This window comes from Kribbella sp. NPDC051620 (genome assembly GCF_044453825.1).
Taxonomy (GTDB): Bacteria; Actinomycetota; Actinomycetes; order Propionibacteriales; family Kribbellaceae; genus Kribbella.
Window position 1 is genome coordinate 47901 of record NZ_JBITDB010000007.1, and the last position, 26374, is coordinate 74274.

Below are 26374 nucleotides of genomic sequence, written 5' to 3' on the forward strand. Positions count from 1 at the left end.
CGGTCCTGATTACGCTCAACCGGTCGTTCACCCAGTGGACCGAACCACGAAGAAATGAGACTTCGCCCGACAATCCAGACCGCGTTTGAAACGCACGTTTGGCACCGTCCGTAATTGCCAGGCAAGCCTTACCCGGCGGCGACGGTGATGACCACCCGGCGGTTTTTCTGCCGATTGGCATCCGAGGTGTTCGGAACGGCCGGAGCGGTCTCCCCGAAACCTTTGGTGGTGATCTGCGCCGCCGCGAAGTGCTCGGTCCTGATCAGGTACTGCGCGACCGCCTGGGCCCGCCGTTCGGACAGCCGCAGTCCGTACGTCGCGTCACCGCGGTCGTCGGTGTGCCCCTCGACCCGGAGCTTCGCGCCCGGATGTTCTCCCTTGATCTTCACCGCGATCGCGTGCAGCGCCTTGGCCGCATCCGGACGGATCGTGGCCTTGTCGGTGTCGAACAGGACGTCACCGGGAGCGACGTAGGAGACCTTGCCCTCGCCGGTGAAGACGTCGACCTTCTCCTGCCCGGGCAGTTTGCGGGACTCGAGCCGGGCAGGATCGACATCCACGTCGGGCAGCCTGACCTCGGGCACCTTCACCGTCTGGATCCGCAGATCAGGAACGGTTCCGTCGCCTTTCACGAACCCACCCGGCCGCGCGGCACCGTTACGGGACTCCCCACGCCGTACGACGCCCTTGCGGGTCACCGTGGGCAGCACCCCATTGGTCTTCACCTGGCAGATCTGGGGCGACGTCACGGCGGCCAGGGTCTTGCCGGGCACGGTCACGCCGGGGAACTCCTGCTGACTCCCGGCCAGCACGCTGCCCGGGATCGTCACCGGCGGAATCGTCGCACCGGTGATCTTGACCGCGCCCAGGCAACCACCGGGAGCGTCGTACTGGATCACGCAGCCGGCGTCGATGACCTGCGCCGGGATCGTGAATCCCTCGACCGCGGTCTTCTGTGTGCCGTTGTCGTCATAGGTCAGCGGCGCGACGACCACCTCGGGCACGGTGACCGCCGGCAGCTTCCGGATGGTCCGGCCGGCGCCTGGGACACACTCCGGATCCGCTGCGGGCGTCGGCGTCGCACCGGTGGTCGACGGCGTGCCGGGCGTCGCCGGGGCGGTCACGGAGGGCGGTCCGGACGGCGGGACCGAGCCCGCCGAGGATGGCTTTTCGGTGTCACTGCAGGCGGCCGCCGCGGTCGCGACCGCAATCGCGAGTAAACAACAAGTCACCAGCCGTGACATATTCCGCATTGGCCAAGTCTTGCACGCGGCCGGAACCTGCGGAAATGCCACCGGAACATATGTTACCCAGCGATTAATCTTTCGTGAACGATCCCGAAGTGGGCAGCGCCGGCCGGTGGATGCGGCTAGTTTCAAAACTGGCCGCACCGCGTTGACGATCTCGGCGGTGGCGACTACTTTCGACGAAGGTCGCGAACAGGTTGGTCACTGTCCGCAGCCGCCGCAGGACGGCCGACGTGAGGCTCGGCCGAGGAGTCACCCGCCCCAGGGGTGTGGGACCGGGTGAAATTCGACCGCTTCGGGCGGTGGGGGGATTAAGGATGATTGTGTCGACTACGCCCATGAGCCGATTTAGTCTGGCTGACGTCTGGGACCGAATTACACATTTCTCATTGTCGATGGACGATCTTTCGCAATGGCGAAATCTCGTCCCGCTGGCCGCCGCCGGAATTGTGGTGTGGCTGCTCTGGCTCTACCGCTTCTTTCTTTCCCGGCTGGCCAGACCGATCGAGAACGACTTCACCACCACCACGTCGGTGGTGGTTCCTTCTTTCCATGAGGATCCCGACATTCTGATGCGCTGCCTGGAGACCTGGCGGCACCAGAATCCGGACGAGATCATCATTGTGCTGGACGTCGCCGACACCGAGGCCTACGAGCGGCTGGTCGCGCTCGACGACCCGCGGATCAACCCGATCCTGTTCAAGCACGCCGGCAAGCGGTCGGCGCTCGGCGTCGGGATCCGGGCCGCCAAGTACGAGGTGCTGCTGCTGGTCGACTCGGACACCAGTTGGGAGCCCGGCCTGCTGAAGGCCGTGCAGCGTCCGTTCATCGACCCCGAGGTCGGCGCGGTCAGCACCCAGCAGAACGTGCACGAGCGCACCACCAGCGTCTGGCGCCGGGTCGCCAACTGGCTGGTCAACCTCCGGTACTACGACTACGTCCCCGCGATGGGCGCGGCCGGCGCGGTCGCCTGCGTCTCGGGTCGCACCGGTGCGTACCGGCGCAGTGTCGTGCTGCCGGTGCTGGAGAACCTGGAGAACGAGTTCTTCCTCGGCCGGCGCTGCATCGCCGGCGACGACGGCCGGCTCACCTGGCTGGTGCTCGCCTCCGGCTACAAGACGGTGCACCAGTCGACGGCCAAGGCGATGTCGATGTTCCCGTCGACCTTCCGCGCCTTCGTCAAACAGCGGGTCCGCTGGAGCCGCAACTCGTACCGCTGCTACCTGACCGCGGTCTACAAGGGCTGGCTGTGGCGGGTGCCGCTGGTGACCAAGGTGACCGTGCTGCAGATCCTGCTGACCCCGGTGACGATGGGCATCACCATCGGCTACATGGTCTTCAGCCGGCTGGACTGGACCTGGCAGAGCTTCACGCTGGCCGCGGTCTGGATGACGATCGCCCGCGGCATCCGCGGTATCTCCCACCTGCGCAGGCATCCGGGTGAGATCGTCCTGCTGCCGCTGATCGCCGTCACCGTCATCCTGATCGCGCTGCCGATCAAGCTGTACGCGTTCGTGACGATGAACAAGCAGGGCTGGCTGACCCGGTCCGAGGACAGCATCGGTGGCGAGGGCCAGGACGCGGCTTCGCTGATCCGGCAGAACCAGCACACCACCAGCACGAGCCAGCTGCAGCCGGCCCTCAACAACGAGGCGAACCGGCCCAAGCACGCGGCGGCTGAGCTGAACCACCACAACGGCGAGCTGCAGACGGAGCCGGCCTCATGACCGAGCCGAAGAAGAAGAGCCGCAAGGGCCTGCGTGTCGTTGCCGTGGTCGGAGTGCTCGGCATCGCCGGGTTCGTGCTGCTGCAGACCACTGCGTCCGGCTCACCGAACGCGTCGCCGACGCCGAAGCCCAGCGCGACGACACCGAGCACCACCCCGAAGCCGCAACCGCCCGACGCCACCCAGCCGACCACGCCCGGCGAGGCCAAGGACGACAAGACGATCGACCGGCTCCCCTACCCGGGTGACCCGGAGGCCGAAGCGGCGTACGTCGCCGACGAGGACCGCCGCCTGGTCGAGGTGCGCACGGTCGACTCGCTGGCCCGGTGGAGCAAGACCTCACTCAATTCGCCGTACCGGATCGCGACCGGATCGGCGTACACGCTGGTGCTGACGCCGCGCCGTGAGGTGTACACGATCAAGGACCTGCTCGGGCTCGCCCCGCAGACCTTCATCCGGCAGCCCGACGGCGGGTACCTGCTGTCGGAGCACGTCGTGATCCAGAACGGCGCGACGCTGAACCTGGCCTCGTCCGGCGGTCTCACCCTGCGGCTGGCCAGTGACGACAAGGGATTCGTCTCGATCGTCAACTACGGCGGCGTGCTGAACGTCCAGGGCGTCAACGGCCGGCCGGTCCGGATCTCCAGCTGGAACCGCGACACCGACGGCCCGGACACGCTGACCAACGACGGCCGCGCCTACATCCGCTCGCTCGGCGGCCAGGTCCGGTTCCGGTACGCCGAACTGTCCGACCTCGGCTTCTGGAGCGGCCGGACCGGCGGCCTGTCGCTGACCGGCACCGACCGGCCGAACAGCGGCTCGCTGGACAAGCTCGGCGAGACGATGCGGGTCGGCAAGCGGGCCGCGAAGGAGCGCGAGGCGAACAAGGACGCGGGGAAGAACAAGACCACCAGCACCACCGACAAGCTCAACGGTGCGGGCAAGAACAGCCTCAGCCAGGTGCTGCCGGCCGGCAAGCTGCCGCTGCCCGAGGTGGACATCGCCGATCCGGAGTACAGCTATGTGTCCGCGCTGATCCAGAACACCACGATCAAGCGGAACGCGTTCGGCCTGTTCGCGGCCAGCGCCAACGGTCTCGACATCCGCGACAGCCACTTCGACGACAGCCTGGTCGACGGCATCGTGATGCACCGGTACGTCACCAACGCGGTGATCGACTCCAGCACCGCCGACGGCAACGCCGGCGACGGGTTCGTGTTGTCCAGGGCAACGACCGGCATCGTGCTGTCCGAGATCGAGGCCAGCCGCAACCACCGCAACGGCCTGACCATGTCGGGTCTGCCGCTGGCCGACGGCCCGAGCGCGACCGGCTCCAGCCTGGGCAGCTACGGCAACAACACCGTGTCCAACAGCAAGCTGATCGACAACGCCCGGTACGGCGTCGAGGTGATCGGCGGCACCAACATTGGCGTCAACGCCAACGACCTGCAGGGCAACGACATGGGCGTGGTGGTCCGGGGCGGCGCCGAGGACGTCTCGGTGGTCGGCAACCGGGTCACCGAGCCGATCCGGCAAGGCATCGCGATCCGCGACGGCGTCACCAAGTCCGTTGTCACCGGCAACATCATCAGCGGCGGCAACACCAGCGTGTACCTGCGCGACTCGGCCGCCACGGTGCAGCGCAACACGATGTCGGACGCCGACTCGCACGCCATCTCGCTGGTCGGCTCGGTGAGCGAGACCAAGGTCACCGAGAACACCATCAGCGGCCGCGGCCCGAGCGCGATCGACACCAAGCGCGCCGCGGACGTCAACATGCACCGCTGGAAGAACGACGAGGACAACTGGCACGACACCACGCCGTTCGTGGTCACCCTGAAGCGGTTCCTGCAGCCGCTGACCGCGATGTGGATCTTCCTCGCCGCGCTGCTGATCTTCACCGCCGCCCGGGGCTCGCGCCGGATCCGGCAGGTCGTCCACCCGTACGCCGACAAGCGCCCGGTGACCGATGGAAGGACCATGCCGGCCGGCGCGGTCCCGGTCCCTGGCGACAACAACAACCACTTGGGAGCCAGATGACCCGGCTGAGCCGGCTGCTCGAACTGACCAGGCTGAACAAACTGTCCCGGCGTGAGTTGATCATCGCCGGCAGCGCGGCCGGGGCAGTCCTGCTGGTCGGTGGCGGCATCGTGGCCGTCGCCTGGCCGGACGACCACGCGTCAGCGCCACTGCCTACCGTCGGGCCGTCGATCCCGGTGGTACCGCCGGAGCCGAGCATCCCGGACATCACCGACGAGCCCAGCGACCCGGCCAGCAGCACTCCCACGGCGGAGCCGAGCGAGAGCGAATCGCCCGACGACGAAGGCAGCAACGGCAAGAAGAAGCCGGAGGACGCGCCGGTGATCGCCAACGCGGCCGCGGCCGGTCAAGGACCGTTGCCGAACTCGTCGCCGGTCACCTGTCCCGAGGCGACCGTCACGGTGCAGGACACGAAGAGTCTCGAAGAAGCGTTGTCGAAGGCCGCCCCCGGGACCAGCATCGCTCTCGAGGACGGCACGTACACCGGGAAGTTCGTCGCCCAGGCCTCTGGTACCGCGGCACAGCCGATCTGGCTGTGTGGCGGAGCGGGCGCGGTACTGGACGGCGACGGCATCAAGGGTGGGTACGTCTTCCACCTGAACAAGGCCAAGTACTGGCGGCTGGTGGGGTTCACCGTCACGAACGGTCAGAAGGGGGTGATGGCCGACACCACCGTCGGATCGGTCGTGCAGGGCCTGACCGTGCACGACATCGGTGACGAGGCGATCCACCTGCGCGCCGACAGTACGGACAACGTCGTCCTGAACAACACCATCTCCAAGACGGGTCAGCGCCGGGACAAGTTCGGCGAAGGGGTCTACATCGGCTCCGCGGTCAGCAACTGGTGCACGACGAACAACTGCCGGCCGGACCGCAGCGACCGCAACGTGGTCAAGGGCAACAAGATGTCGCAGGTCACCTCAGAGGCCGTCGACATCAAGGAAGGCACCACCGGGGGGCTGGTCGAGGGCAACACCTTCGACGGCTCGGCGCTGACCGGCGCCGACTCCTGGGTGGATGTCAAGGGCAACAACTGGCTGATCAAGGGCAACAGTGGGACGAAGTCGACCCTGGACGGCTTCCAGACCCACCAGATCCTGAAGGGCTGGGGAGACCACAACCTGTTCACCGGCAACATCGCCACCGTCGACGGACCCGGCCTGGCCTTCGCGCTGCGCCAGCCCGCCGGCAACATCGTTGCCTGCGACAACAAGTTCACCGCAGCCGGCGAGGGCCTCAGCAACGTTCCCTGCAAGTGACCCGCCGGCACCACCTGATCGTCCGCCCGGCCACAGACCGGACGGACAGCTTCCACCTGCGAACCTTTGGGGGGTTCTGATGGCTGCCAAGCCACGCATCACCGTTCTGGGCACCGGATACCTGGGCGCCACGCACGCGATCTGCATGGCCGTACTCGGCTTCGAGGTGCTCGGGATCGACACCGACGAGGCCAAGATCGCGGCGCTGGCCGACGGCCGGGTCCCGTTCTACGAGCCCGGCCTGCCCGAGATGCTCAGCAAGGCGCTGGCGACCGGGCGGCTCCGGTTCAGCACCGACATCGCCGAGGCGGCCGAGTTCGGCGACGTGCACTTCGTCTGCGTCGGTACGCCGCAGATGAAGGACTCGCCCGCCGCCGACATGACGTACGTCGACGCGGTGGTGACCGATCTGGCCCGCCACCTGACCCGGCGTGCGCTCGTGGTCGGCAAGTCCACCGTCCCGGTCGGTACCGCCGCCCGACTGACCCAACTGCTTCAGTCGACCGCGCCGGCCGGCGACCAGGTCGAGCTGGCCTGGAACCCCGAGTTCCTCCGGGAGGGCTTCGCCGTCGAGGACACGATGCGGCCGGACCGGCTCGTCTTCGGGGTCGCGTCCGACTGGGCGCTGGAGCAGCTGCAGGCGGCGTTCGCTCCGCTGCTCGAGGCCGAAGTACCGGTCGTGGTGACGGATCTGCCGACGGCCGAGCTGGTCAAGGTGTCCGCGAACTCCTTCCTGGCCACGAAGATCTCGTTCATCAACGCGATGGCCGAGGTGTGCGAGACGACCGGCGCCGACGTGCAGCAGCTGGCCGCGGCGCTGTCCTTCGACCCGCGGATCGGCGGGCGTTTCCTGAGGCCTGGACTTGGCTTTGGCGGCGGCTGTCTGCCGAAGGACATCCGCGCCTTCATCCACCGCACCGAGGAGCTCGGCGTCGGCCAGGCGGTCTCGTTCCTGCGCGAGGTCGACGCGATCAACCAGCGGCGGCGGCAGCGGACGGTCGACCTGATCCGTTCGCAGGCGGGCGGTTCGCTGGCCGGGGTGACGATCTGCGCACTGGGGGCGGCCTTCAAGCCGGACTCGGACGACGTCCGGGACGCACCGGCGCTGGACGTGGCCCGGCTCCTGCAGGCCGAAGGCGCGATCGTGCGGGTCTACGACCCGCAGGCGATGGAGAACGCGCGGAAGGCGTACCCCGATCTGCACTACGCCTCAGGTGTGGCGGAGGCGGCGGAGGGTGCCCAGGTCGTGGCGCTGCTGACGGAGTGGGACCAGTTCCGCGACATCGACCCCGAATGGCTCGGCGAGATCGTGGCAGTCCGGGCGATCGTCGACGGCCGCCACGCCCTCGACCCGGTCGCCTGGCGCGCAGCTTCCTGGGACTACCGTGCACTCGGCCGCGCCGTCGACCCAGCCGCCTGACCCTGCGGGCCGATCCTAGGAGCCGATCCTGCCGCCTGGTCGCTCGGTCCTGATCGTTTCCGCCTCGGCGCCGGCCTCCCCAGGCCGGCGCCGAGGCGTTATCCCACCGGCAGCTTCGCGAACGGGGGCGGCCCGAGGATCACGGTGCTGCCGCTGGTACGGGCCGATTCCTGGATCTTGCCGAAGTCGACCTCGTGCGCAGCGCCCTCGACGTACGGTTCGCTGGCGTTCAGGAAGAAGTCCTGGCCGGTGCCGGGGGTGATCAGGCAGAGCATCTTCGCCGTCTCGGACGTCACCAGGAACGCGTGCGGCGTCCCTCGGGGCACCATCGCCAGCCCGCCCGGACCGACCCGATGCTCGTCGCCGTCCAGGTGGATCAGGATCTCCCCCTCCAGCAGGTACATCGACTCGTCCGCGTCGGGGTGCAGGTGGAGCGGCGTGACCTTGCCGCGCTCCATCCGGTCCTCGAACATCAGGTAGCTCCCGCCGGTCTGCTCGGCGGTGGCCATCCACCGATGCACCCCACCGCCGGCGAACCATCGCAACTCGCCGTCCGTCGCCGCGTGCACGAATCCACTCACCGTACTCACCCTCCCGTTTATGATACTTAGGTCTCACCAAGAGACTGCGGTATCATTTGCCTCGTGTCAATGCCCTACGTGTCCGGCGGCCGCAGCCGGCAGAAGCAACGCACCCGAGACGCCCTGGTCACAGCCGCCCGCGAGCTGGTCGCCGCCGGGGTGACGCCGACCGTCGAGCAGGCAGCCGCGGCCGCAGAGGTGTCCCGGCCGACCGCCTACCGGTACTTCCCGAATCAGCACGCCTTGCTCTCGGCGGCGCATCCCGAGACCACGACCACCTCCTTGCTGCCGGCGGATCCACCGGGAGACGCGGGCGCACGTCTGGCGACGGTGATCGACACCTTCATCGGATTGGTCGTCGAGACCGAGGACCAGCAACGGACGATGCTCCGGCTCTCCCTCGAGGCCGATCCCGCCGAGCGAGCGGCCCTCCCACTGCGCCAGGGCCGGGCGATCGCCTGGATCGAAGAGGCGCTGCTGCCGCTGCGGGACGACCTGTCTGCCGAGACCGTTCACCAGCTCGCGATCGCGATCCGGAGTGTGGCTGGGATCGAGGCCTTCAGCTGGCTGCTGGACGTGGCGAAACTGCCGCGGGCCGAGGCGATCCGGTTGATGAAGTGGTCGACGCAGTCGCTGCTGACCGCGGCCATGGACGGATCGCCGCCACCACTCGGCGCCAAACAGGAGGCGGACAGGGACCGGGATCGGATTGAATAGCCCCATGGAGACCGGGTTGATCGTGCGCCACGGCGTTGTCATCCCGGAATCCGAGCTCGCGTGGCGGTTCTCCCGGTCGAGCGGGCCGGGTGGGCAGTCGGTGAACACCACCGACAGCCGGGTGGAGCTCAGTTTCGACGTGGCGGCCAGTACGGCGCTCAGCGAAGTACTGCGGGCGCGGGCGCTGGAGCGACTCGGGTCGCGGCTGGTGGACGGCGTACTGACCGTGGCAGCGTCTGAGCAGCGGTCCCAGTGGCGTAATCGGGAGGCGGCGCGGACCCGGCTGGCGGCGCTGCTCCGGGAGGCGATCGCGGCACCGCCCCGGAAGCGGCGGCCGACCCGGCCCAGCAAGAACGCGGTCCGGCGGCGACTGGACGACAAGAAGCGCCGCGGTGACACCAAACGCCTCCGGGGACGGCCCACCGACTGACGCCCCCTTTGGTCGTTAGGCTTCGGGCGTGCCAGAAGCAACGGGGAGCGGGGCCGGCGAGGAAGAACTGCCGGAACTGCAGGATTTGAAGGTGCGCGGACGGTCGCTGAAGACCTGGGGGCTCAGCGCGGGCGCGGTGCTGCTGGTCGTCTCGGCAGCGTTCGGCGGCCTGGAGAAGGCTGCGGACGAGACCCCGCAGGTGGCGGCCGGGACGGCGATCGACACCGGCCAGATCGAGGTGACGATCCAGCGCGTCGTCACGGTCAAGGACCTCAAGCCGCTGTTCCAGCCGGAGGACGGCGGCGCATTGATCGCGGTGGTGACCAAGCTGAAGGTGACCGACGACACCGGCACGACCCCGCCCAATGACCTGCTCCGGCTGATCGGCGTACCGGGCATCAAGGACACCGACCCGCCGATGGGCACCACCACCATCAAGGACGAGACCCGCGATCCGGTACTGACGCCGGAGTTCGGTGAGGACGTCGCCTACGTCTGGAAGCTGCCCAAGCTCAGCGACCTGCCGACCGAGGTGAAGCTCACCGTGCAGCACTACGAGCACACCGACGAGTCGATCCTCGACCACCACGAGAAGTGGATGCCGGACAAGATCGCGGCCGAGAGCACCGTCAAGGTGAAGGACAACACGAAGTGAGCGCGCCGGTCGTCAGCCCACCTCCGCCGGACGGGGCACCGCCGCCGCTGGAAGTTGCCTCCCGCAACGGCCTGCCGCGCAAGCTGGTGAACTTCGGGCTGGTGCTCGTGGTGCTGGTCGCCATCATCGGGCTGTACCGGCTGACGCCGACGCAGAAGGACATCCAGGATCCGGTCGAGGTGCACGGCATCGTCGGCAAGCCGGTCAGGACGCCGCGCTTCGAGCTGACCGTCAAGAGCGTCCAGATCAGCAAGAAGCTGCGGATCCCGCGCTCGGCGCCGGATCGCGACTCGCTGTCCGACTTCGTCGTGATCGAGGCGGAGGTGAAGGCGTTGCGGGAGCCGATGCACCTGAACAAGGTGTCGATCAAGGCCTCGGACGGCACCACCTATCTCGGTGCCGATCGGTCCGGACTCGAGCGGGTCGATCTGACCAGCTACGAGTTCGCGCCCGACATTCCCGCCCGGGGCGTGTTCGTGGTGGAGATGCCGGCCGACAAGGTGCCCGGGGCGGTGCTGCAGGTGATGGAGAAGGCGTTCCTCAACGATTTGGAGCCGCAGGCAACGATCCCGCTCGGCGTCTCGACGGATCAGCTGCCCGGTCTGCGCAAGGATGTGGCGATCTTCAACGCCGCGGATGCGTTGTGAGCAGCGCGCGACGGGCCCGGCCGGGATGGCTTCGGAAGAACACGGCGGCTTTGCTGTCGCTGGTCGTCGCAGTGCCGCTGGCCGGCTGGTGGACGACGCGGTCGGACTACAAATCCTGGTACGACGCCGAACCCCGGGACGCGGTGACGGTGGCGGCCGGCGGTACGGAGTACCAGGGCGCTACTTGGTACGCGGCCAGTGTCGAGGTCGATCCGCAGCCGGCCCGCAAGAACGCCGTGCCGAGCACCCTGCCGTCCGGCACGACGCGGGTGCGGGTGTACCTGCGGATGCAGGTGGCCGATCTGAAGAACCTCGAGAAGCTGAGCGGCTGCCAGGTCCACCTCCGGGCGCCGGACGGGCGGATCTGGGACGAGTCGATCCTGGAGGACGACTTCCAGGACCGGCCGACGGGTTGCACCGGCGGCTATGACGACAAGCCCGCGAGCTACCGGGATCCCAAGATCGCGCCGTACTTCCTGAAGCCGGTGGCCGGGAAGCCGTTCGAGGCGGTGGCGATCTTCATCGTGCCGGAGTCGGTGGCGGCGTCGGTCGAGCCGACGATCACCTGGGCTACGAAACTTCCTGAGTATCTGGCATTCCCGAGGTAGCGGCGGTCAGGTCGGCGACGCCCTTGTCCGCCTGCGGCCCGGGAGCCGCGTGCGCCGCGTGCGTCCTGGTCTTGAGGTAGCCGGCCAGGCCGCCGATCATCCGGTCGTACGCCGCTGCCAGCAGGCAGACCTGGAGCATGATCTTCAGGCCGTCGGTGACGAGCGTCAGCGGCTCGTCGATGACCAGCCAGAACGGCAGCGAGTGCGGGCCGAGCACGTAGAGCTTGAGGAAGATCCAGACCTCGCTGGCCAGGAACGTGACCACCGCCCAGGCGAGGAAGTAGCCCAGCATCGGCCGCAGCCCGGACCGGACCACCAGCCGGAACGCCTCGGCCACCGGCGTCCACCGGTCCTTCCAGTCCGACACCACCGAGTTGCCGGCCACCCGGACGAGCTTTGGCGTCTGCTGCCAGCGGTGCGTGATCCGGTCGAACCGCCAGCGCCGCTCGGCCGGCTCCGCCTTGTGCACGGCCCGGCCGTAGATCACCGCGGTCATCGTGATCCACATCAGCGGGAAGACCGCGGCGTTCCACAGGTCACCGATGCCCGCGGCAACGAATCCGGTGACGGTGTCCCAGATCTCGCGGACCGTCTCGACGCCGAGGAGGTGGTCGAGCACCCAGCCGTAGCCGTCGTGCAGCCAGGCCCAGACCTGGCGGTCCTTCAGCCAGTCCTTCGGCGACGGGATGAACGAGGAGGCCTGGTAGACCACGACGAAGATCCAGAGCGCCTCGAGATAGGTGACGAACAGCCGGCGTACCGGACCCCCGGTGTTCTTGCCCTTGCGCTTGAAGAAGAACCGCAGCAGGTACGCCGTGGCGCCCAGGCCGATGAACAGCCAGGTGGACAGCGACTGCAACCCGGTCGACTGCTCGGCGACCGTGCCACCGTTGAGGACGGTCGCGAGGGTGTCGTTGGCCTTGTGGACGGCCAGTTGGTACTCGTAGTCGAGCGCCTCGTTCTGGAGGAACTTGTACGCGGCGTAGAACGCCAGGAACGGCAGCAGGGCCGCCGCCATCGCGTCGATCGGCCGGTGCTCTTTGCCGGGTTCGACACCGTCAGGCGCGAGCATCCCCTCGGCGACGGCCCGCTTGTGGAAAGGGAGCTCGCCGCGGAGTACCAGGAACATCGTCACGTACATCGCCAGCGACACCACGACCAGCGCCGCCAGTACGGCGATCCCGGCCGCCTCGGCCTTGGCTCCCGCCTGCACGGCGACCCACTGCAGCCCCCGATGCGCCAGCTGCGCGATCAGGAACACAGCCAGCAGCCGAGGCCAGGCCTTCCCGAACAGTGCCCCCGCGCGGCCCACCGTAGTGAGCAACGTCCCCGATTCCATCGCCACAGTCGGGCAATCTACCGCTCCGGGAGGGTCCTCAGCCGCCGGCGAAGGGTGGCAGGGCGTCGACCAGCGCGCCGTCGGAGAGGCCGGCGTCGGGCTCGACGCGCTCCCCGTCGAGCAGGAACGTGCAGATGCCGAGCACCCGGGCCAGCTCGGGTCTCCCCGCTGAGACCGCGTCCACGAGATCCTTGACGGATGCCGCCTGGGCCGTCGCGGTCGATTCGCCCGCGGCGGACCGCGCAGCGGCGAAGTACCTGATGGTCACTTCCGGCATCTGAGTTGGGCCTCACTGATCGGGTTTGTCATCAGCTATTATGTCAGCTTGCTGTTGCTATCCAGTGTGACTCGGGCCCCCGGCAATGACGCCGCTGGGGCCTGACGTGCATAAGGACCGGGTCGCTCACCAGGGATCCGACGACCAGCACAAGGAGACAGCGTGAGCACGTTGCTTCTGCTGACGAACGCATTGCAGGCCTCCACCGAGGTGCTGCCGTCGCTCGCCCTGCTGCCCCACCAGATCCGCATCCTGCCCGCCGAGGTCGCCGCCCTTGTGGACGCGCCCGACGCCGACGCGGTCCTCCTCGACGCCCGCCGCGACCTGGTCTCGGTCCGCGGGGTGTCCCGGCTGATCCGTACCACCGGTGTCGACGTACCGCTGATCCTGGTCGTCACCGAAGGCGGCCTGACCGCGGTGAACGCGGACTGGGGCGCCGACGACGTGCTGCTCGACACGGCCGGCCCGGCCGAGATCGAGGCCCGGCTGCGGCTGGTGATCGGCCGCCTGGCCGCCGCCCGCAACGAGGACCCCGACACCTCGCTGATCCGCAGCGGTGACGTGGTGATCGACGAGGCCTCGTACACGGCGAAGCTCAACGGGCGCGCGCTCGACCTCACGTACAAGGAGTTCGAGCTGTTCAAGTTCCTGGCTCAGCACCCGGGGCGGGTGTTCACGCGGGAGCAGTTGCTTCAGGAGGTCTGGGGCTATGACTACTTCGGCGGCACCCGGACGGTCGACGTGCACGTGCGCCGGCTGCGGGCCAAGCTCGGGCCGGAGCACGAGGCGCTGATCGGCACCGTCCGCAACGTCGGGTACCGGTTTGTCATCCCGCCCTCGAAGGATCGCGAAACAGCTGACGTCAACGTCTGATCCTGCAGTTCTGGACTGGACCAGCCGCTGTGAGTTCCGGGCTTGACCCGCGGCGTATTCGTGCTGCTACGGTGCGTATTCGGTCTTTTCACGGAAGGTGACCGATGGCGCACGCTGCTCCGACTTCGCACCGCCGAGGCGCTCGCGCTTCACACCGTCAGATTCGCACCGACGGCCCGATCCAGCCCACAACCTGGCTCGGCCTGACCTTTGCGCTCATCTTCGGCCTGGTCCTCACCGGTCGCTCCCACGTGGGCGTGCATGCGGCCGGTGTCACTCTGCTGGTGATGCTCGTGCCGCTCACGGTGGCCGTCTTCGCCACCGGTCTGCGCCAAGGTATCGGGTCCACCAAGGCGGCGCTCTCGACCGGGATCGCGTTCGCCTTGGTGGTCCTCAAGTTCCTGCTCTGAGCCCTGGCTGTCAGAGCTGGTTGGTGCCGCCGTCGACGAAGATCTCGGCGCCGGTCATGAAGCTGCTCTCACTGGAGGCGAGGAACAGTACGGCGTTCGCGATCTCCTCGGGCTCACCGAGCCGCCCGAGCGGTACGCCGGACGCGATCGAGCCCAGCAGCGCGGATGCCTGCTCCGCGTCTGGCGCGAGGCCGGCCAGGCCGGGCGTGTTGGTCGGGCCGGGAATGACGGTGTTGACGCGGATCCCACGCTGCGCCAGCTCCGCGGCCCACGTGCGGCCGAAAGATCGGATGGCGGCCTTCGTTGCGGCGTACACGCTGAACGCGGGAGTGCCATCGGTGGCCGCGGTGGAGCCGGTCAGGACGATCGTGGCGTTGTCGTTGAGCAGCGGGAGTGCCTTCTGCACCGTGAAGAGCGTGCCGCGGACGTTGATTCCGAAGATCTGGTCGAAGTGCTCTGGGGTGATGGTGCCCAGCGCGGCGAAGCCTCCGCCGCCCGCATTGGCATGGAGGATGTCCAGGCCGTGGCCGAACTGGGTGATGGCCTCGAAGAGGGCATCGAGGTCGTCGAGGTTCGCTACGTCACTTGCGATGCCGGTGACCTGGCCGCCGGTTTGTTTGATGTCCGCTACGGCGGCGTCGAGTTCGGGCTTGCGGCGGCCGGTGATGAAGACGTGTGCGCCTTCGGCGGCCAGGCGGCGGGCCGAGGCGAGGCCGATACCGCTGGTGGCACCCGTGACGAGTGCGACCTTGTTGTCCAGCTGTCCCATGATGAGGTCCTTTTCTGTTGTTTTAGAGGGTGAGGTCGGCCAGGCGGCGCCAGTCCTTGCGCGGAAGGCCCTTTCCGTCTGGTGCGGTGGAGAGAACTTGTACGGCGACGTGATCGGCGCCGGCGTCGAGCTGTTCGCGCAGCCGGCGGCTGATCGCCTCGTCGTCACCCCAGGCAACGAGCGCGTCGATCAGCCGGTCGCTGCCGCCGGGGACGAGATCGCTGTCGGTGTAGCCGAGCCGGCGGAGATTGTTGCGGTAGGCATCGAATCCGATGAACATGCCGAGCTGGTCGCGCGCCACCGCTCTGGCCTGCTCGGCGTCCGTACTGAATACGACCGCCTGGTGTGGGGCTATGAACGCCTCGGCTCCTAGCTGAGCCCGCATGCCGGCGGTGTACTCCGGACTCACCAGGAAGGGATGGATGCCGGCGGTGCGGTCCGCCGCTAGCTGGGCCATCTTCGGACCGAGCGCGCCTAGCAGCAGCCGATCGCTTCGGATTGGGTTTTGCTCTTTCGCCAGCTCGTCGAGGTACTCGCTGACAGCGCCGACCGGGCTCTTGTACGTCCGCCCCACTGCCGCGGCTGTATTGCGGTCGCTCACGCCGAGGCCGACGATCGTCCGCGGGCCGTGCCGGCGGTCCAGCTCGTGAAGCTTGGCGGTGAGCTCCTTGGCTTCCTGTCGCCAGATGCCGAGCACGCCGAGTGCGACGTACGTGCTGGGCGACGCGGTCAGCAGGTTGTCGGTGTCGTCGAAGATGCCGCGGCCGTCGAGGCCTGGGATCCAGAGGGCTTTGATCCCCCGATCGGCCAGCTCGGCCGCCGCGTCGACGCCTGGCTGGCCGGCGTTGCGCAGTTCCATGCTCCAGATGCCGACGCGCCCCAGGGCCTGCTGCTCAGGATTGCCGCTCATGGTCTGCCTCCTTGGGTTTCATACCGTTCGGTTAGAAACTCAAGCTAGCAGTGGTTGAAGGTTCAGGCAAATTTTTGAACCGAGCGGTTAAGAACCGTAGTGTGGGAGCTGACCAGGAGGTGGCTGATGCCGGGAGGACGACCCCGCACGTTCGACGAGGACGAGGCGCTGGAGCGCGCCGTCGAGGTGTTCTGGCGGCAGGGATACGAGGGCACGTCGATCACCGACCTGACCACCGCGATGGGCGTCAACAAGCCCAGCCTGTACGCCGTGTTCGGCGGCAAGGCGGATCTCTTTCGGCGGGTGATCGCGCACTACGCCGAGCACGACATGGCCTACGCGCGGGCTGCCATCGCCGAACCGACCGCGTTGCTTGTCGCTCAGCGGTTTCTGCGCGACAACGTGGTCGCCGTGACGCTCGACGACAAGCCGAACGGGTGCCTGTCGATCCAGGGCGGGGTGTCGTGCAGCGCCGAGAACCAGGACGTGTCGCAGTTCCTCGCGGCCAGCCGGCTCGGCGGGGAGAAGGCTTTCGCTGACCGGTTCCGGCTTGCGATCGAGCAGGGAGACTTACCGGCCGACGCCGATGCGGACGCCTTGGCCCGGTTCCTGATGGTGGTATCCGAGGGTCACGCCATCCACGCGGCGGCCGGCGTACCACGCGAGGCCCTGCAGAAGTCCGCCACCATCGCCGAACAAGCCTTCAAAGCCATGACCACCCAGCCAACCCCCTGACAGCGCCGGCCACCTCCCTCTACTACTCGGACCTCGACATCGAGGACGTGATCACGCAGGGCATGAGCCCAACGACCCCCACCGGACGACCTTCGGCTCCGCTACAGCGCAGAGCGGCGGCAGGCGACGCCCGGGCGGGCAGTGGAGGACCGCCCGGGGGTCGCGGCTGCTGGTGTTGCGTCAGGAACCGATGGAGATTCGGTCCGTCGGGCCCGGGGTGTACGGGTCGTGTGCTGCGAGGTAGTTGGCGAAGGCGTCGATGTCCAGACCGCCGAAGAACTTGTTCGTCGCGGTGATGAAGGCCGGGAAGCCGTCGCCGCCGTCGGACAGGAAGTTGTTCGTCGAGATCCGGTACGTCGTACCGTCGACCAGCGGCTGGCCCGCGATCTTGATCGAGCCCGCCACCACCTTGGCGCCCGGCGCGGCGGCCGGGTTGTAGGTGTAGGTGATGCCCGCGACCTGGAGCACCTTGTTCGACGCCTGGTTGACGCCGGAGAACTGTTGCTCGAGGAGTGCCTTGATCTGCGTCCCGGTCATGTCCATCGAGACCAGGTAGTTGTTGAACGGCTGAACCGTGAACGCCTGACCGAACGTCACCGCGCCGCCCGTGGACGCGAGGTCGGCCCGGATACCGCCCGGGTTCATGAACGCGACCACCGGCGTCTTGCCGTTGGTGACGGTCGAGGGGTCGGCCAGCTGGGCGTCCGCGATCAGGTTGCCCAGCGGGGACTCCTGCGAGTCGTCCGGCGTCTTCACCACCGACGGGGTGGTGATGTGGCCGATCACCTTGGACTCGATCGGCGCGACCAGCGTCTGGTACTTGGTGATCAGCTCGGTCAGGTGCCGGTCCTTCGGCACGTCCCGGGTGACGATGTGGTTGTTCGCCAGCGTGTTCAGCCGGTCCACGTCGTTGGTGGCCAGGTCGATGCTCAACCGGACCTCGGTGACCAGCTTGCCGAACGACGACGCGCTGGTGACGAGGCGCGGCTTGCCGGCCGGGTCGTTGATCGAGCAGTTGTACGCCGCGTGGGTGTGACCGGAGATGATCACGTCGATCGCCGGGTCGAGCGTCTTGGCGATGTCGGTGATCGGGCCGGAGATCCCGGGGCAGCTGTTGAACGCCTTCGGGTCGGACGGCAGGCCACCCTCGTGCAGCAGCACGACGATCGACTTGACGCCGTCCTTGGTCAGCTTCGGCACCAGCGCGTTGGCGGTCTCCACCTCGTCCTTGAACGACAGGCCCTCGACGCCGGACTTGGTGACGATGTTCGGGGTGTTCTCCAGGGTCATACCGATGAAGGCGACCTTCTGCCCACCGCGGAACTTCTTGATCGTGTACGGCGCGAACAGGGTCTTGTCGGTGTTCTCGTAGAACACGTTGGCCGACAGGTAGTCGAAGTCGGCGCCCTTGAACTCCTCCTCCGGGTCCGGGCAGGAGTTCTGGTTGTTCTGGCCGTCGCCGTCGTCGAGGCAGCCGCCCTTCTGCATCCGCAGCAGTTCCTTGTAGCCCTCGTCGAACTCGTGGTTGCCGACCGAGGTGGCATCCAGCCCCATCTCGTTCATCGCCTCGATGGTGGGCTCGTCGTGGAACGCCGCGGACAGCAGCGGCGAGGCGCCGATCAGGTCACCGGCGGCCACGGTCGCGGTGTCCTGCCCCTGCGCCTTCGCCGAGTCGCGCAGCAACTCCAGCTGGGTCGCCAGGTACTCCGCGCCGCCGGCCGGTGTGCCGTTCACGTTGCCGCCGGAGCTGGTCGCCGGGTTGGGCGCCAGGTTTCCGTGGAAGTCGTTGATCGCGAGCAGCTGGATCTGGGTGTGCGTCGGCTTGGGTTTCGCCGGCGCAGCCTGGGTCACGGTTCCCCCCGTGGCCAAGCCGAGTACCACAGCGGCTCCGGCGGCCACCAGGGCAACGGCCCGGGGTCCCCTCAGCCACGTCTTGTCTCGTCCTGTGAAGGCCATGTCTTCGTCTTCTCTGTCGTCGAATCGAGCGCCGCTGGTGTGCGGTGCCCGAAAATTACCTTGCTGCGGCGTGGCTGACCAAGGTCTCGACGATGAACTCACCAGGACCTTTTACGGTATCGGGGTGACCCTCGAAGCCGTTCCCTCACCGTTGCCCCCGGCCACCGCCTCGGCCATCACCGAGCTCGCTCGCTCCGCTGCTGAGAGCGACGGCGTCAACCCACTCTCCGAGCACACGCTGCTACACCTGGAAGGAGAGCACCCGGGCGACGCGCACTTCCTCGCATACGCCGGTGAACCCGGCTCGGCCGAGCTGGCCGGGTACGGCGCACTAGGGCCGGACGGGTCGGCGGAGTTGGTCGTTGGCCCGGCGTACCGGCGCCAGGGATTCGGTACTGCGCTGTTGCGGATGCTGCTCGACCACGGCGGCTCCGAACTGCGCGTCTGGGCGCATGGGCGACTCGCTGGGTCGGATGAGTTGGCTGCCCGGCTGGGGCTTGAGGTGGCTCGCGAGCTGTACTTCCTGCGCCGGGCGAGCGCGCCGGTGCCCGCAGCGGTCTGGCCGGAGGGGGTGTCGGTGCGCACGTTCGTACGGGGACAGGACGACAGTGCTTGGCTCGCCGTGAACGCCGCCGCCTTCGCGCACCACCCCGAACAGGGCAGCTGGACCCAGGCAGACCTAGCCGACCGCTTCCAGCAGCCGTGGTTCGACCCAGCCGGCTTCTTCCTCGCAGTCACCGCCGACGACACGTTGGCCGGCTTCCACTGGACCAAGGTCCACGAGGACGAGGGCCCGGAACCCTTCGGCGAGGTCTACGTGGTCGGTGTCTCCCCCGACCACCAGGGCACCGGCCTGGGCAAGGCCCTGACCCTCGAGGGCATCCGCCACCTCCAAGAAGACCGAGGCCTCTCCTCAGTAGTCCTCTACGTGGACGGCACCAACACCCCCGCCCACACCCTCTACACCAACCTCGGCTTCACCACAGCCGCCCTGGACGTCCAGTTCGCCCCTGTGAACGGTGTCACACCGAACTCACCCAGTAACTCCGCGTCATAATCCGCCCCCGCCGCCGTCCCACCCATAACCAGGAGCCGTCCGAGCCTCTTACCCCCCAGCCGGGCGGCTCCTGGCCCCCACCCACTTATCCACAACCTGCACCAACTGACATCCCCACCGCTCCCCTCTCCAGCTACGATCAAATTCGACTACGGAGAGGTGCCCCCCGTGACAACCCGCAACAGGCAAGCCACCGCCCTAACCCTGGCCTGCCTCTGCGCCGCAGCCCTACTACCGTCCTGCACCAACAAAAGCCCCGAGGCCGGCCGCCCCAACACAGCACCACCACCGTCCTCGGTACCGACGAACACCTCGACGCCTTCGAGCGGTGGATCGACTCCTTCAGGAACGCCCACAGATGTGCCAACTCGTCCAGCGGCGGCGGTCGGTTCAACCCTGGCCGCGGGCGAAGCCTTCATTGGCTATTACGTGGACCTCCTCAACTACTCGTACTCCACAGGCGACCCCCAACAGCTACTGGCAGAGAGCGATAAGGGCTGTGTCGGCTGTAAAGGGATTGCGGGCTATGTCCAGAAGATCAATGCCAAGAACGGTGGGCTGCAAGGCGACTTCAAGGATCAGTTGGTCGATGTCAAGGAAATCTATCGCGGCAAGTCCGGACGCCTTGGTGGATCGGCCTCATTGAAGACCGGCACTTATCAGGAGCGGGCAACCCCCGGGGCCACACCGATTCCCCAACCGGCCGGCACGGGGACCATGGAGTTCACGCTCGCCGCCAGCGCCGGGCACTGGGTGATGTACGAAATGCAGATCAACGAATGAACAGGTCCCACGGGCTGAGACTGGCGGCATCCAGCGCGGCTGTCGCGCTAGTCGCCGGCCTAGCGCTGACCTTTGCTGGCGATGTCGCCGACGCCGCCCAAACCCGCGCAGAACTCCGCCCGATGGAACTCTCAACCGCCAGGCCGAAGCCGCCACCGCCGAAGGCGCACCTCGAGCGACGCAAATGGGGAGCATCGGTCGGAGCGAATCAGACCAACCGATTCGAGTCATCGACCGATCCCACACGTCAGGCAGGCAAGGAACGTAAGACGTCAGGCGGGCGCAAATCGTCCCGGCAACCATCCACCAGACCTGCCGCGGACGACACCCAGCCCTTCCGGCTCAACATCAGCCTCTGCGGATTTCGCGGGCCGAATACCGCCAACCTGACCCGTTGTCTGCCTGCTATGGAAGATGATGTGTTGCCGGGTGGGCCGGGGCGGCCGGAGGTTTCGCCGAGTATGGCGGTGCGGGTGCGGATTCCTCGGCCGGAGGATGTGCAGTGGGGGCAGGTGCTGGCTGAGAGCAAGAACGTGTTGTTCCCGAAGTTGCATGTGAAGGTGCAGCCGGCGGGGCGGACGTTGGTGAATCTGGACACGATCGTCTATACCGACGAGAGCCAGGTGTATCGGCAGACGGTGACCGTCCTCGGGTTCCCCGTCGAGGTCGAGGCGATGCCGATGAGTTACACCTGGAGCTTCGGAGACGGGGCATCGGTGACGACCACGACACCGGGCAGGCCCTATCCCGCCAAGGACATCACGCACAAATACATGAAGAAGGCTGGGGTGAATCTGAGCCTCACCACCAACTACGCGGCCCGGTTCAACGTAGCCGGCACCGGCTGGCAGTACGTCGAAGGAACCGTGCCGATCACCGGACCCCCCACCGCACTGCAGGTGCGGGAAGCAGTGCCCGTCTTGGTCAAGCCCGGCGGCTGAGCAGGATCGAAAGCTGCAGACATTACTCAACCCGCGCCAACAGCGACCCACGATCAACAACGAAAAGGTGCCAAGCGTGACAACCCGCAACAGGCAAGCCACCGCCCTAACCCTGGCCTGCCTCTGCGCCGCCATCCTGACCAGCTGCAACAACAAAAGCCCCGAAGCCGGCCAACCCAACACAGCACCACCAGGCTCTGGCCCAACCTCGTCGGCGACATCGACTCCGACCGCGGGCAACCCCACCCAGATCACTAGCACGCCAAGCGCTGCCCCCGAACGCCCGAAGGCGGCGGAAGGGCTCACACTGCCTGCAGCCGAAGCCTTCGTACGGCACTACGTCGAACTGATGAACTATGCATCAGCGACCGGGGACACTCCGCCGCTGCTGTCGGCCAGCGATAGCGGTTGCCGTCAGTGCCGGATCTATGCGGACTACGTCAAGAAGGTCAACGCAGCGAACGGCGGCCTGTCCGGGGACTTCAGTGAACGGGTCGATGACATACCTGACCTGTTCCGCGGCGAGAACGGTCGACTGGGCGGCTACGCAAAGGTGACGGTCGGCGCCTACACATCCAAGGACTCGCCGACCGCCAAGCCAGTGACAAGCACCGTCAGAAAATACAAGCGCGAGTTCACGCTTGCTCCGCAACAGGGCGCGTGGGTGATGTACGAAATGGATCTCGTTCCGCAATGACTCGGCTATTGGAGAGAGTCGCGGCGACCGGCGTATTGGTCGTCGCCTTGCTGGCGTGCCATCATCTCGGATCGGCACCGACCGCAGCGGCTGCGGCGCAGGGGAAGCCGAGCCCCACCCCGAATCGCGGCAAGTCGCCGCCTCCTGTGATCGTCACACCGACGAGGGAGGGGACTCGAGCGCATGCCGACGAGCGGATGATCCATCGCTCGTCGAAGCCTGCAGGCGCGCCAGGGAAAAAACTGAAGCCGGGTAGGAACGATCAAGCCAGCGGCGGCGGGAAGCACTCGTCGCAGCGCCGCGACAGTCCACCAACGTCTCTCGAAGAGCAACTACGACTAGACCTCGGGCTTTGCGGTCGCATGGACCCAACGGGCACCATCCCTGGCCCGGTCAGATGCCGGCCGGCACTGACGTGGAGGCCGGCACCACGGACACCACCTACTGGAGTGGTCGTAACTCAACTGCCCGATCCCCAGGATGTCACGTGGGAGATGGTGCTGAGCGAATCCAAGGATACGCATTTTCCGAAGCTGACAGTCAAGGTACAGCCCACCGGACGAACGCTGATCAACTTGGATACGATCGTCTACACGGATCCGAAGAAGACGACGACTTTCCCCATTCAACTACTCGGCTTTCCCGTCGTTATCCAAGCCACACCAATAAGCTACAGGTGGAATTTTGGCGATGGGAACACCGCGACAACCGAAACGCCCGGTAGTCCGTATCCGGCCAAAGAGATTACGCACAAATATATGAAGCGCGGCAGTGTCTCGTTGACCGTTACCGTGAACTACGAAGCACAGTTCAATGTCGCTGGGACCGGCTGGCAGTACGCGGGCATCGTGCCGATTACCGGGCCTGCGACGGGCTTGCAGGTGCGGGAGGCTGTGCCGGTGCTTGTCGACCCGCCACGTTGAGCAGAGCCATCAGTACTTATCTAGTTCTTCGGACTATGGCCACGGTTTGCTGGCTGGTTTCGGCGCTCAGTTTGCCGGGTTGAGGGCTGCGCGGATTGTGGTGTGGATTCGTAGTTGGGCTGTGCGGGTTTGGCCGGGGAGGGCGAGGATGTTGGCGAAGCCGTGGACCATGGTGGGTTCGCAGGTGTGGGTGGTGGGGACGCCGGCGTCGCGGAGGCGGGTGGCGTAGTCGTTTCCCTCGTCGCGTAGGGGGTCGAAGCCTGCGGTTACCACGTAGGCGGGGGCTACGCCGGTCAGGTCTTCGGCGTAGATCGGGGAGACCAGGGGGTTGGTTCGGATCGTGGGGTCCGGGGTGTAGTGGTCGCGGTACCAGGTGATGTCGTCCTCGGTGAGGAAGAAGCCTTCGGCGAAGAGGTCTCGGCTGGGGCGGCGGTAGGCGAGGTCGACCGCGGGATAGAGGAGCACCTGGAGGGCGGGCGACGGTAGGCCGCGGAGGACGCATTGCTGGGCTACCACGGCGGAGAGGTTGCCGCCGGCGGAGTCGCCGCCTACGCCGACCCGCGACGGGTCGGCGCCTAGGTCCTCGGCGTGTTCGATGGCCCAACTGAAGGCTGCGATCGCGTCTTCGGCGGCTACGGGGGCCTCGGCCTCGGGGGCCAGGCGGTAGTCGACCGAGAGGACCCGGATGCCGGCCTCTTCGGCCAGGTCGCGGCAGTACGCGTCGTGGCTGTCCAGGTCGCCGACCACCCAGCCGCCGCCGTGGAAGAACACCAGCAGGCCGCTGCCTGAGGACGGCGCCGCGCGCGGGACGTACAGGCGGGCTCCTAGTTGGCCGTCGGCGCCGCGGACGGTGAGGTCGGTCACCCGCAGTAGCTCCCGGGGGTGCCCGGCGACGAGCTTGGCCATGGTCAGCAGATTCGCGCGACGGGTGGCGACGGACTGCTTCTTTGCGTCCGGCAACAGCCCGTCGATCCGCATCAACAGCTGCAGATCAGGGTCCAGTACGTTCCCGTCGATCTGGATCGGGGCGCCGGCCAGCCGCCGCCGGAGCGCCACAGGCAGTGCCGTCACAGGCTTCAGGGCACTGCCTTGCACCGAGTCCAGTGCGGTTCGCAGCAACGTGTCCAGTCGTCGGTTCACAAGGAGTGACGCTAGCAACAACCACCGCCTCGCCGGGCAGGCAACCTGCTGTTCACCCAGGGATGGGATGCTGGTCAACGTGGCTGGAGACTTGTTGGCGTCGCACAACCGGGAGTACGACGTCGAACCCCCGTACGACATCACGGAGGCCGGTGATCTCCCGCAGGACCGGTTCTCGGACCGTGAGCTGAGCTGGCTGGCGTTCAACCAGCGGGTGCTCGAGCTGGCCGAGAGTGACCGCGTGCCGCTGCTCGAGCGCGCCAAGTTCCTGGCCATCTTCGCCAGCAACCTGGACGAGTTCTACATGGTCCGGATCGCCGGGCTGAAGCGCCGGATCGCCGCAGGCGTCGCAGTACGGGCCGCCAGCGGGCTGTTGCCGCGTGAGGTGCTCGACCGGAGCCTGAGCCGCAGCCGCGAGCTGATGGACCGGCAGGCCGAGACCTGGCGCAAGGTGGTGCTGCCCGCGCTGGTCGAGGAGGGCATCGACATCCTCCGCTGGGACGAGCTGAGCACCGACGAGCGCGAGACGATGACCCGGTTCTTCCGGGACCGCGTCTTCCCGGTACTGACCCCGCTCGCCGTCGACCCGTCGCACCCGTTCCCGTACATCTCCGGCCTGTCGCTGAACCTGGCCGTCGTGGTCCGCAACCCCGACACCGGCGGTGAGCACTTCGCCCGGGTGAAGGTGCCGCCGCTGCTGCAGCGGTTCGTCACGGTCGCCGACGGCAAGTTCGTCCCGCTCGAGGACGTCATCGCCGCGCACCTGAGCCAGCTCTTCCCCGGCATGGAGGTGACCCAGCACCACACCTTCCGGGTCACCCGCAACGAGGACCTCGAGGTCGAGGAGGACGACGCGGAGAACCTGCTCGCCGCGCTCGAGAAGGAGCTGCTGCGGCGCAAGTTCGGCCCGCCGGTCCGGCTCGAGGTGGAGGAGTCGATCGACCCGAAGGTGCTCGCCCTGCTCATCAACGAGCTGGGCGTGACCAAGGCAGAGGTGTTCGAGCTGCCCGGCCCGCTGGACCTGCGTGGGCTGTTCACGATCGCCGCGCTGGACCGGGCCGAGCTCAAGTACCCGGCCTTCGTACCGTCGACGCACCCGCACCTGGCCGAGGTGGAGACCTCCAACCCGGCTGACATGTTCCACGCGCTCAAGCAGCGCGACGTACTGGTCCACCACCCGTATGACTCGTTCTCGACCAGCGTGCAGCGCTTCATCGAGCAGGCTGCCGCCGACCCGCACGTACTGGCGATCAAGCAGACTCTGTACCGCACCAGCGGCGACTCACCGATCGTGGACGCCCTGATCGACGCAGCCGAGTCGGGCAAGCAGGTCCTGGTCCTGGTCGAGATCCAGGCCCGCTTCGACGAGCAGGCCAACATCAAGTGGGCCCGGCAGCTGGAGCACGCGGGCTGTCACGTCGTGTACGGCGTGATCGGCCTCAAGACGCACTGCAAGCTGTCCATGGTGGTCCGCGAGGAGCCCGACGGGTTGCGCAGGTACGCCCATATCGGCACCGGCAACTACCACCCCAAGACCGCCCGGCTGTACGAGGACCTCGGCCTGCTGACCAGCGACAAGGTGGTCACCGAGGACATCGCGCACCTGTTCAACCACCTGTCCGGGTTCGCCCGCTCCAGCGGCTACCGCCGGCTCCTGGTCGCGCCACAGTCGGTACGCCGGGGGCTGCTCGACCGTATCGAGCGGGAGGTACAGCACCACCTCGCTGGCCGCCCTGCGCGGGTGCGGATCAAGGTGAACAGCCTGGTCGACGAAGCCCTCTCGGATGCGCTCTACCGGGCGTCGCAGGCCGGCGTACCGGTCGAGCTGTGGATCCGGGGTATCTGCACGATCCGGCCAGGTGTGCCCGGGCTGTCGGAGAACATCCGGGTCCGCAGCACCCTGGGCCGGTTCCTCGAGCACAGCCGGGTGTTCTTCTTCGAGAACGGTGGCGAGCCCGAGGTGTGGATCGGGTCGGCGGACCTGATGCACCGCAACCTGGACCGCCGGGTCGAGGTACTGGTCCAGCTGAAGGAGCAGGACCACCTCAACGAGCTCGCTGACCTGTTCGACCTCGGTTTCGACGAGCGGACCGGGTCCTGGTGGCTGCAGCCCGACGACACCTGGCAAGCCCGGCTGACCGACGCGGACGGCGAACCACTCCGGGATCTGCAAGAACGCCTGATCTCGACGCGTGGCCGCCGCCGGCAAGCCGATCCCATTACCTAAGGTAGAA

26 protein-coding genes are annotated in these 26374 nt (G+C 67.3%); 18 read left to right on the top strand and 8 right to left on the bottom strand.

Annotated features, from left to right (window positions below):
- Positions 1–128: 128 nt before the first annotated feature.
- Entirely contained in the window at positions 129–1124 is a 996-nt protein-coding gene (locus ACIA12_RS33425; protein WP_396371230.1) for an OmpA family protein, read from the bottom strand.
- A gap of 518 nt (positions 1125–1642) precedes the next feature.
- On the opposite strand from ACIA12_RS33425, the gene ACIA12_RS33430 reads away from it, so the two are divergent.
- From ACIA12_RS33430 to ACIA12_RS33445, 4 genes are all read left to right on the top strand, one after another.
- Complete coding sequence (locus ACIA12_RS33430) at positions 1643–2974, top strand: glycosyltransferase (RefSeq protein WP_396371232.1); 1332 nt, start codon at positions 1643–1645, stop codon at positions 2972–2974.
- Complete coding sequence (locus ACIA12_RS33435) at positions 2971–5013, top strand: right-handed parallel beta-helix repeat-containing protein (RefSeq protein ID WP_396371234.1); 2043 nt, start codon at positions 2971–2973, stop codon at positions 5011–5013. Before ACIA12_RS33430 ends, ACIA12_RS33435 begins: the two co-directional genes overlap by 4 nt.
- Entirely contained in the window at positions 5010–6272 is a 1263-nt protein-coding gene (locus ACIA12_RS33440) for a hypothetical protein (RefSeq protein WP_396371236.1), read from the top strand. The genes ACIA12_RS33435 and ACIA12_RS33440 overlap by 4 nt, the downstream gene beginning before the upstream one ends.
- Positions 6273–6351: 79 nt before the next feature.
- On the top strand, positions 6352–7692 hold the full coding sequence (locus ACIA12_RS33445; RefSeq protein WP_396371237.1) for a UDP-glucose dehydrogenase family protein: 1341 nt from the start codon (positions 6352–6354) through the stop codon (positions 7690–7692).
- Positions 7693–7790: 98 nt separating this feature from the next.
- Here ACIA12_RS33445 and ACIA12_RS33450 read toward each other — a convergent pair whose 3' ends face one another.
- Positions 7791–8273 (bottom strand): cupin domain-containing protein, encoded by a 483-nt coding sequence (locus ACIA12_RS33450; RefSeq protein ID WP_396371239.1) that lies wholly within the window; start codon positions 8271–8273, stop codon positions 7791–7793.
- Between the two features lie 69 nt (positions 8274–8342).
- On the opposite strand from ACIA12_RS33450, the gene ACIA12_RS33455 reads away from it, so the two are divergent.
- The 5 genes from ACIA12_RS33455 to ACIA12_RS33475 are packed head-to-tail and all read left to right on the top strand — an operon-like array spanning position 8343 to position 11330.
- Positions 8343–8990, top strand: coding sequence for a TetR/AcrR family transcriptional regulator (locus ACIA12_RS33455; RefSeq protein WP_396371590.1), 648 nt, complete (start codon positions 8343–8345; stop codon positions 8988–8990).
- A 4-nt stretch (positions 8991–8994) separates the two neighbouring features.
- On the top strand, positions 8995–9420 hold the full coding sequence (gene arfB / locus ACIA12_RS33460) for an alternative ribosome rescue aminoacyl-tRNA hydrolase ArfB (protein ID WP_396371241.1): 426 nt from the start codon (positions 8995–8997) through the stop codon (positions 9418–9420).
- A gap of 28 nt (positions 9421–9448) precedes the next feature.
- Positions 9449–10075 (top strand): hypothetical protein, encoded by a 627-nt coding sequence (locus ACIA12_RS33465; RefSeq protein ID WP_396371244.1) that lies wholly within the window; start codon positions 9449–9451, stop codon positions 10073–10075.
- The gene (locus ACIA12_RS33470; RefSeq protein ID WP_396371245.1) at positions 10072–10722 is read left to right on the top strand and encodes a hypothetical protein; all 651 of its coding nucleotides are present in this window, start codon (positions 10072–10074) and stop codon (positions 10720–10722) included. Before ACIA12_RS33465 ends, ACIA12_RS33470 begins: the two co-directional genes overlap by 4 nt.
- Complete coding sequence (locus tag ACIA12_RS33475; RefSeq protein WP_396371246.1) at positions 10719–11330, top strand: hypothetical protein; 612 nt, start codon at positions 10719–10721, stop codon at positions 11328–11330. Before ACIA12_RS33470 ends, ACIA12_RS33475 begins: the two co-directional genes overlap by 4 nt.
- Here the strand turns inward: ACIA12_RS33475 and ACIA12_RS33480 are convergent.
- Positions 11293–12669, bottom strand: coding sequence for a hypothetical protein (locus ACIA12_RS33480; protein ID WP_396371591.1), 1377 nt, complete (start codon positions 12667–12669; stop codon positions 11293–11295). The genes ACIA12_RS33475 and ACIA12_RS33480 overlap by 38 nt on opposite strands.
- Positions 12670–12706: 37 nt before the next feature.
- Complete coding sequence (locus ACIA12_RS33485) at positions 12707–12946, bottom strand: MoaD/ThiS family protein (protein ID WP_396371247.1); 240 nt, start codon at positions 12944–12946, stop codon at positions 12707–12709.
- Positions 12947–13108: 162 nt separating this feature from the next.
- Here ACIA12_RS33485 and ACIA12_RS33490 point away from each other — a divergent pair, with 162 nt between their 5' ends.
- Together ACIA12_RS33490 and ACIA12_RS33495 are read left to right on the top strand one after the other, a co-directional pair.
- Positions 13109–13819, top strand: a complete 711-nt coding sequence (locus ACIA12_RS33490) for a winged helix-turn-helix domain-containing protein (RefSeq protein ID WP_396371248.1) — start codon at positions 13109–13111, stop codon at positions 13817–13819.
- Between the two features lie 104 nt (positions 13820–13923).
- On the top strand, positions 13924–14229 hold the full coding sequence (locus tag ACIA12_RS33495) for a hypothetical protein (RefSeq protein ID WP_396371250.1): 306 nt from the start codon (positions 13924–13926) through the stop codon (positions 14227–14229).
- Positions 14230–14239: 10 nt separating this feature from the next.
- On the opposite strand, the gene ACIA12_RS33500 is transcribed toward ACIA12_RS33495, so the two are convergent.
- The gene (locus ACIA12_RS33500) at positions 14240–14998 is read right to left on the bottom strand and encodes an SDR family NAD(P)-dependent oxidoreductase (protein ID WP_396371251.1); all 759 of its coding nucleotides are present in this window, start codon (positions 14996–14998) and stop codon (positions 14240–14242) included.
- Positions 14999–15020: 22 nt separating this feature from the next.
- Positions 15021–15908: a TIGR03620 family F420-dependent LLM class oxidoreductase gene (locus tag ACIA12_RS33505; protein ID WP_396371252.1), complete on the bottom strand. Its 888-nt coding sequence runs from the start codon at positions 15906–15908 to the stop codon at positions 15021–15023.
- Positions 15909–16034: 126 nt separating this feature from the next.
- Here ACIA12_RS33505 and ACIA12_RS33510 point away from each other — a divergent pair, with 126 nt between their 5' ends.
- Positions 16035–16643: a TetR/AcrR family transcriptional regulator gene (locus ACIA12_RS33510; protein ID WP_396371253.1), complete on the top strand. Its 609-nt coding sequence runs from the start codon at positions 16035–16037 to the stop codon at positions 16641–16643.
- Between the two features lie 180 nt (positions 16644–16823).
- Here the strand turns inward: ACIA12_RS33510 and ACIA12_RS33515 are convergent, their stop codons facing one another.
- Positions 16824–18494, bottom strand: coding sequence for a bifunctional metallophosphatase/5'-nucleotidase (locus ACIA12_RS33515; RefSeq protein ID WP_396371254.1), 1671 nt, complete (start codon positions 18492–18494; stop codon positions 16824–16826).
- 175 nt (positions 18495–18669) lie between these two features.
- Between ACIA12_RS33515 and mshD the strand changes: the two genes are divergently transcribed.
- The 5 genes from mshD to ACIA12_RS33540 all read left to right on the top strand — a co-directional run bounded on the left by mshD (position 18670) and on the right by ACIA12_RS33540 (position 23000).
- A complete protein-coding gene (gene mshD / locus ACIA12_RS33520) occupies positions 18670–19656 on the top strand; it encodes a mycothiol synthase (protein ID WP_396371255.1) in 987 nt (328 codons plus the stop codon).
- Between the two features lie 168 nt (positions 19657–19824).
- A complete protein-coding gene (locus ACIA12_RS33525) occupies positions 19825–20439 on the top strand; it encodes a DUF6318 family protein (RefSeq protein WP_396371256.1) in 615 nt (204 codons plus the stop codon).
- 407 nt (positions 20440–20846) lie between these two features.
- A complete protein-coding gene (locus tag ACIA12_RS33530; RefSeq protein WP_396371257.1) occupies positions 20847–21380 on the top strand; it encodes a hypothetical protein in 534 nt (177 codons plus the stop codon).
- Positions 21381–21456: 76 nt separating this feature from the next.
- Positions 21457–22077: a DUF6318 family protein gene (locus ACIA12_RS33535; RefSeq protein WP_396371258.1), complete on the top strand. Its 621-nt coding sequence runs from the start codon at positions 21457–21459 to the stop codon at positions 22075–22077.
- 494 nt (positions 22078–22571) lie between these two features.
- Positions 22572–23000 (top strand): PKD domain-containing protein, encoded by a 429-nt coding sequence (locus tag ACIA12_RS33540; protein ID WP_396371261.1) that lies wholly within the window; start codon positions 22572–22574, stop codon positions 22998–23000.
- A gap of 66 nt (positions 23001–23066) precedes the next feature.
- On the opposite strand, the gene ACIA12_RS33545 is transcribed toward ACIA12_RS33540, so the two are convergent.
- Positions 23067–24140, bottom strand: coding sequence for an alpha/beta hydrolase (locus ACIA12_RS33545; protein WP_396371262.1), 1074 nt, complete (start codon positions 24138–24140; stop codon positions 23067–23069).
- 67 nt (positions 24141–24207) lie between these two features.
- On the opposite strand from ACIA12_RS33545, the gene ACIA12_RS33550 reads away from it, so the two are divergent.
- On the top strand, positions 24208–26367 hold the full coding sequence (locus tag ACIA12_RS33550) for an RNA degradosome polyphosphate kinase (RefSeq protein WP_396371263.1): 2160 nt from the start codon (positions 24208–24210) through the stop codon (positions 26365–26367).
- The last annotated feature ends 7 nt before the right edge of the window (positions 26368–26374 follow it).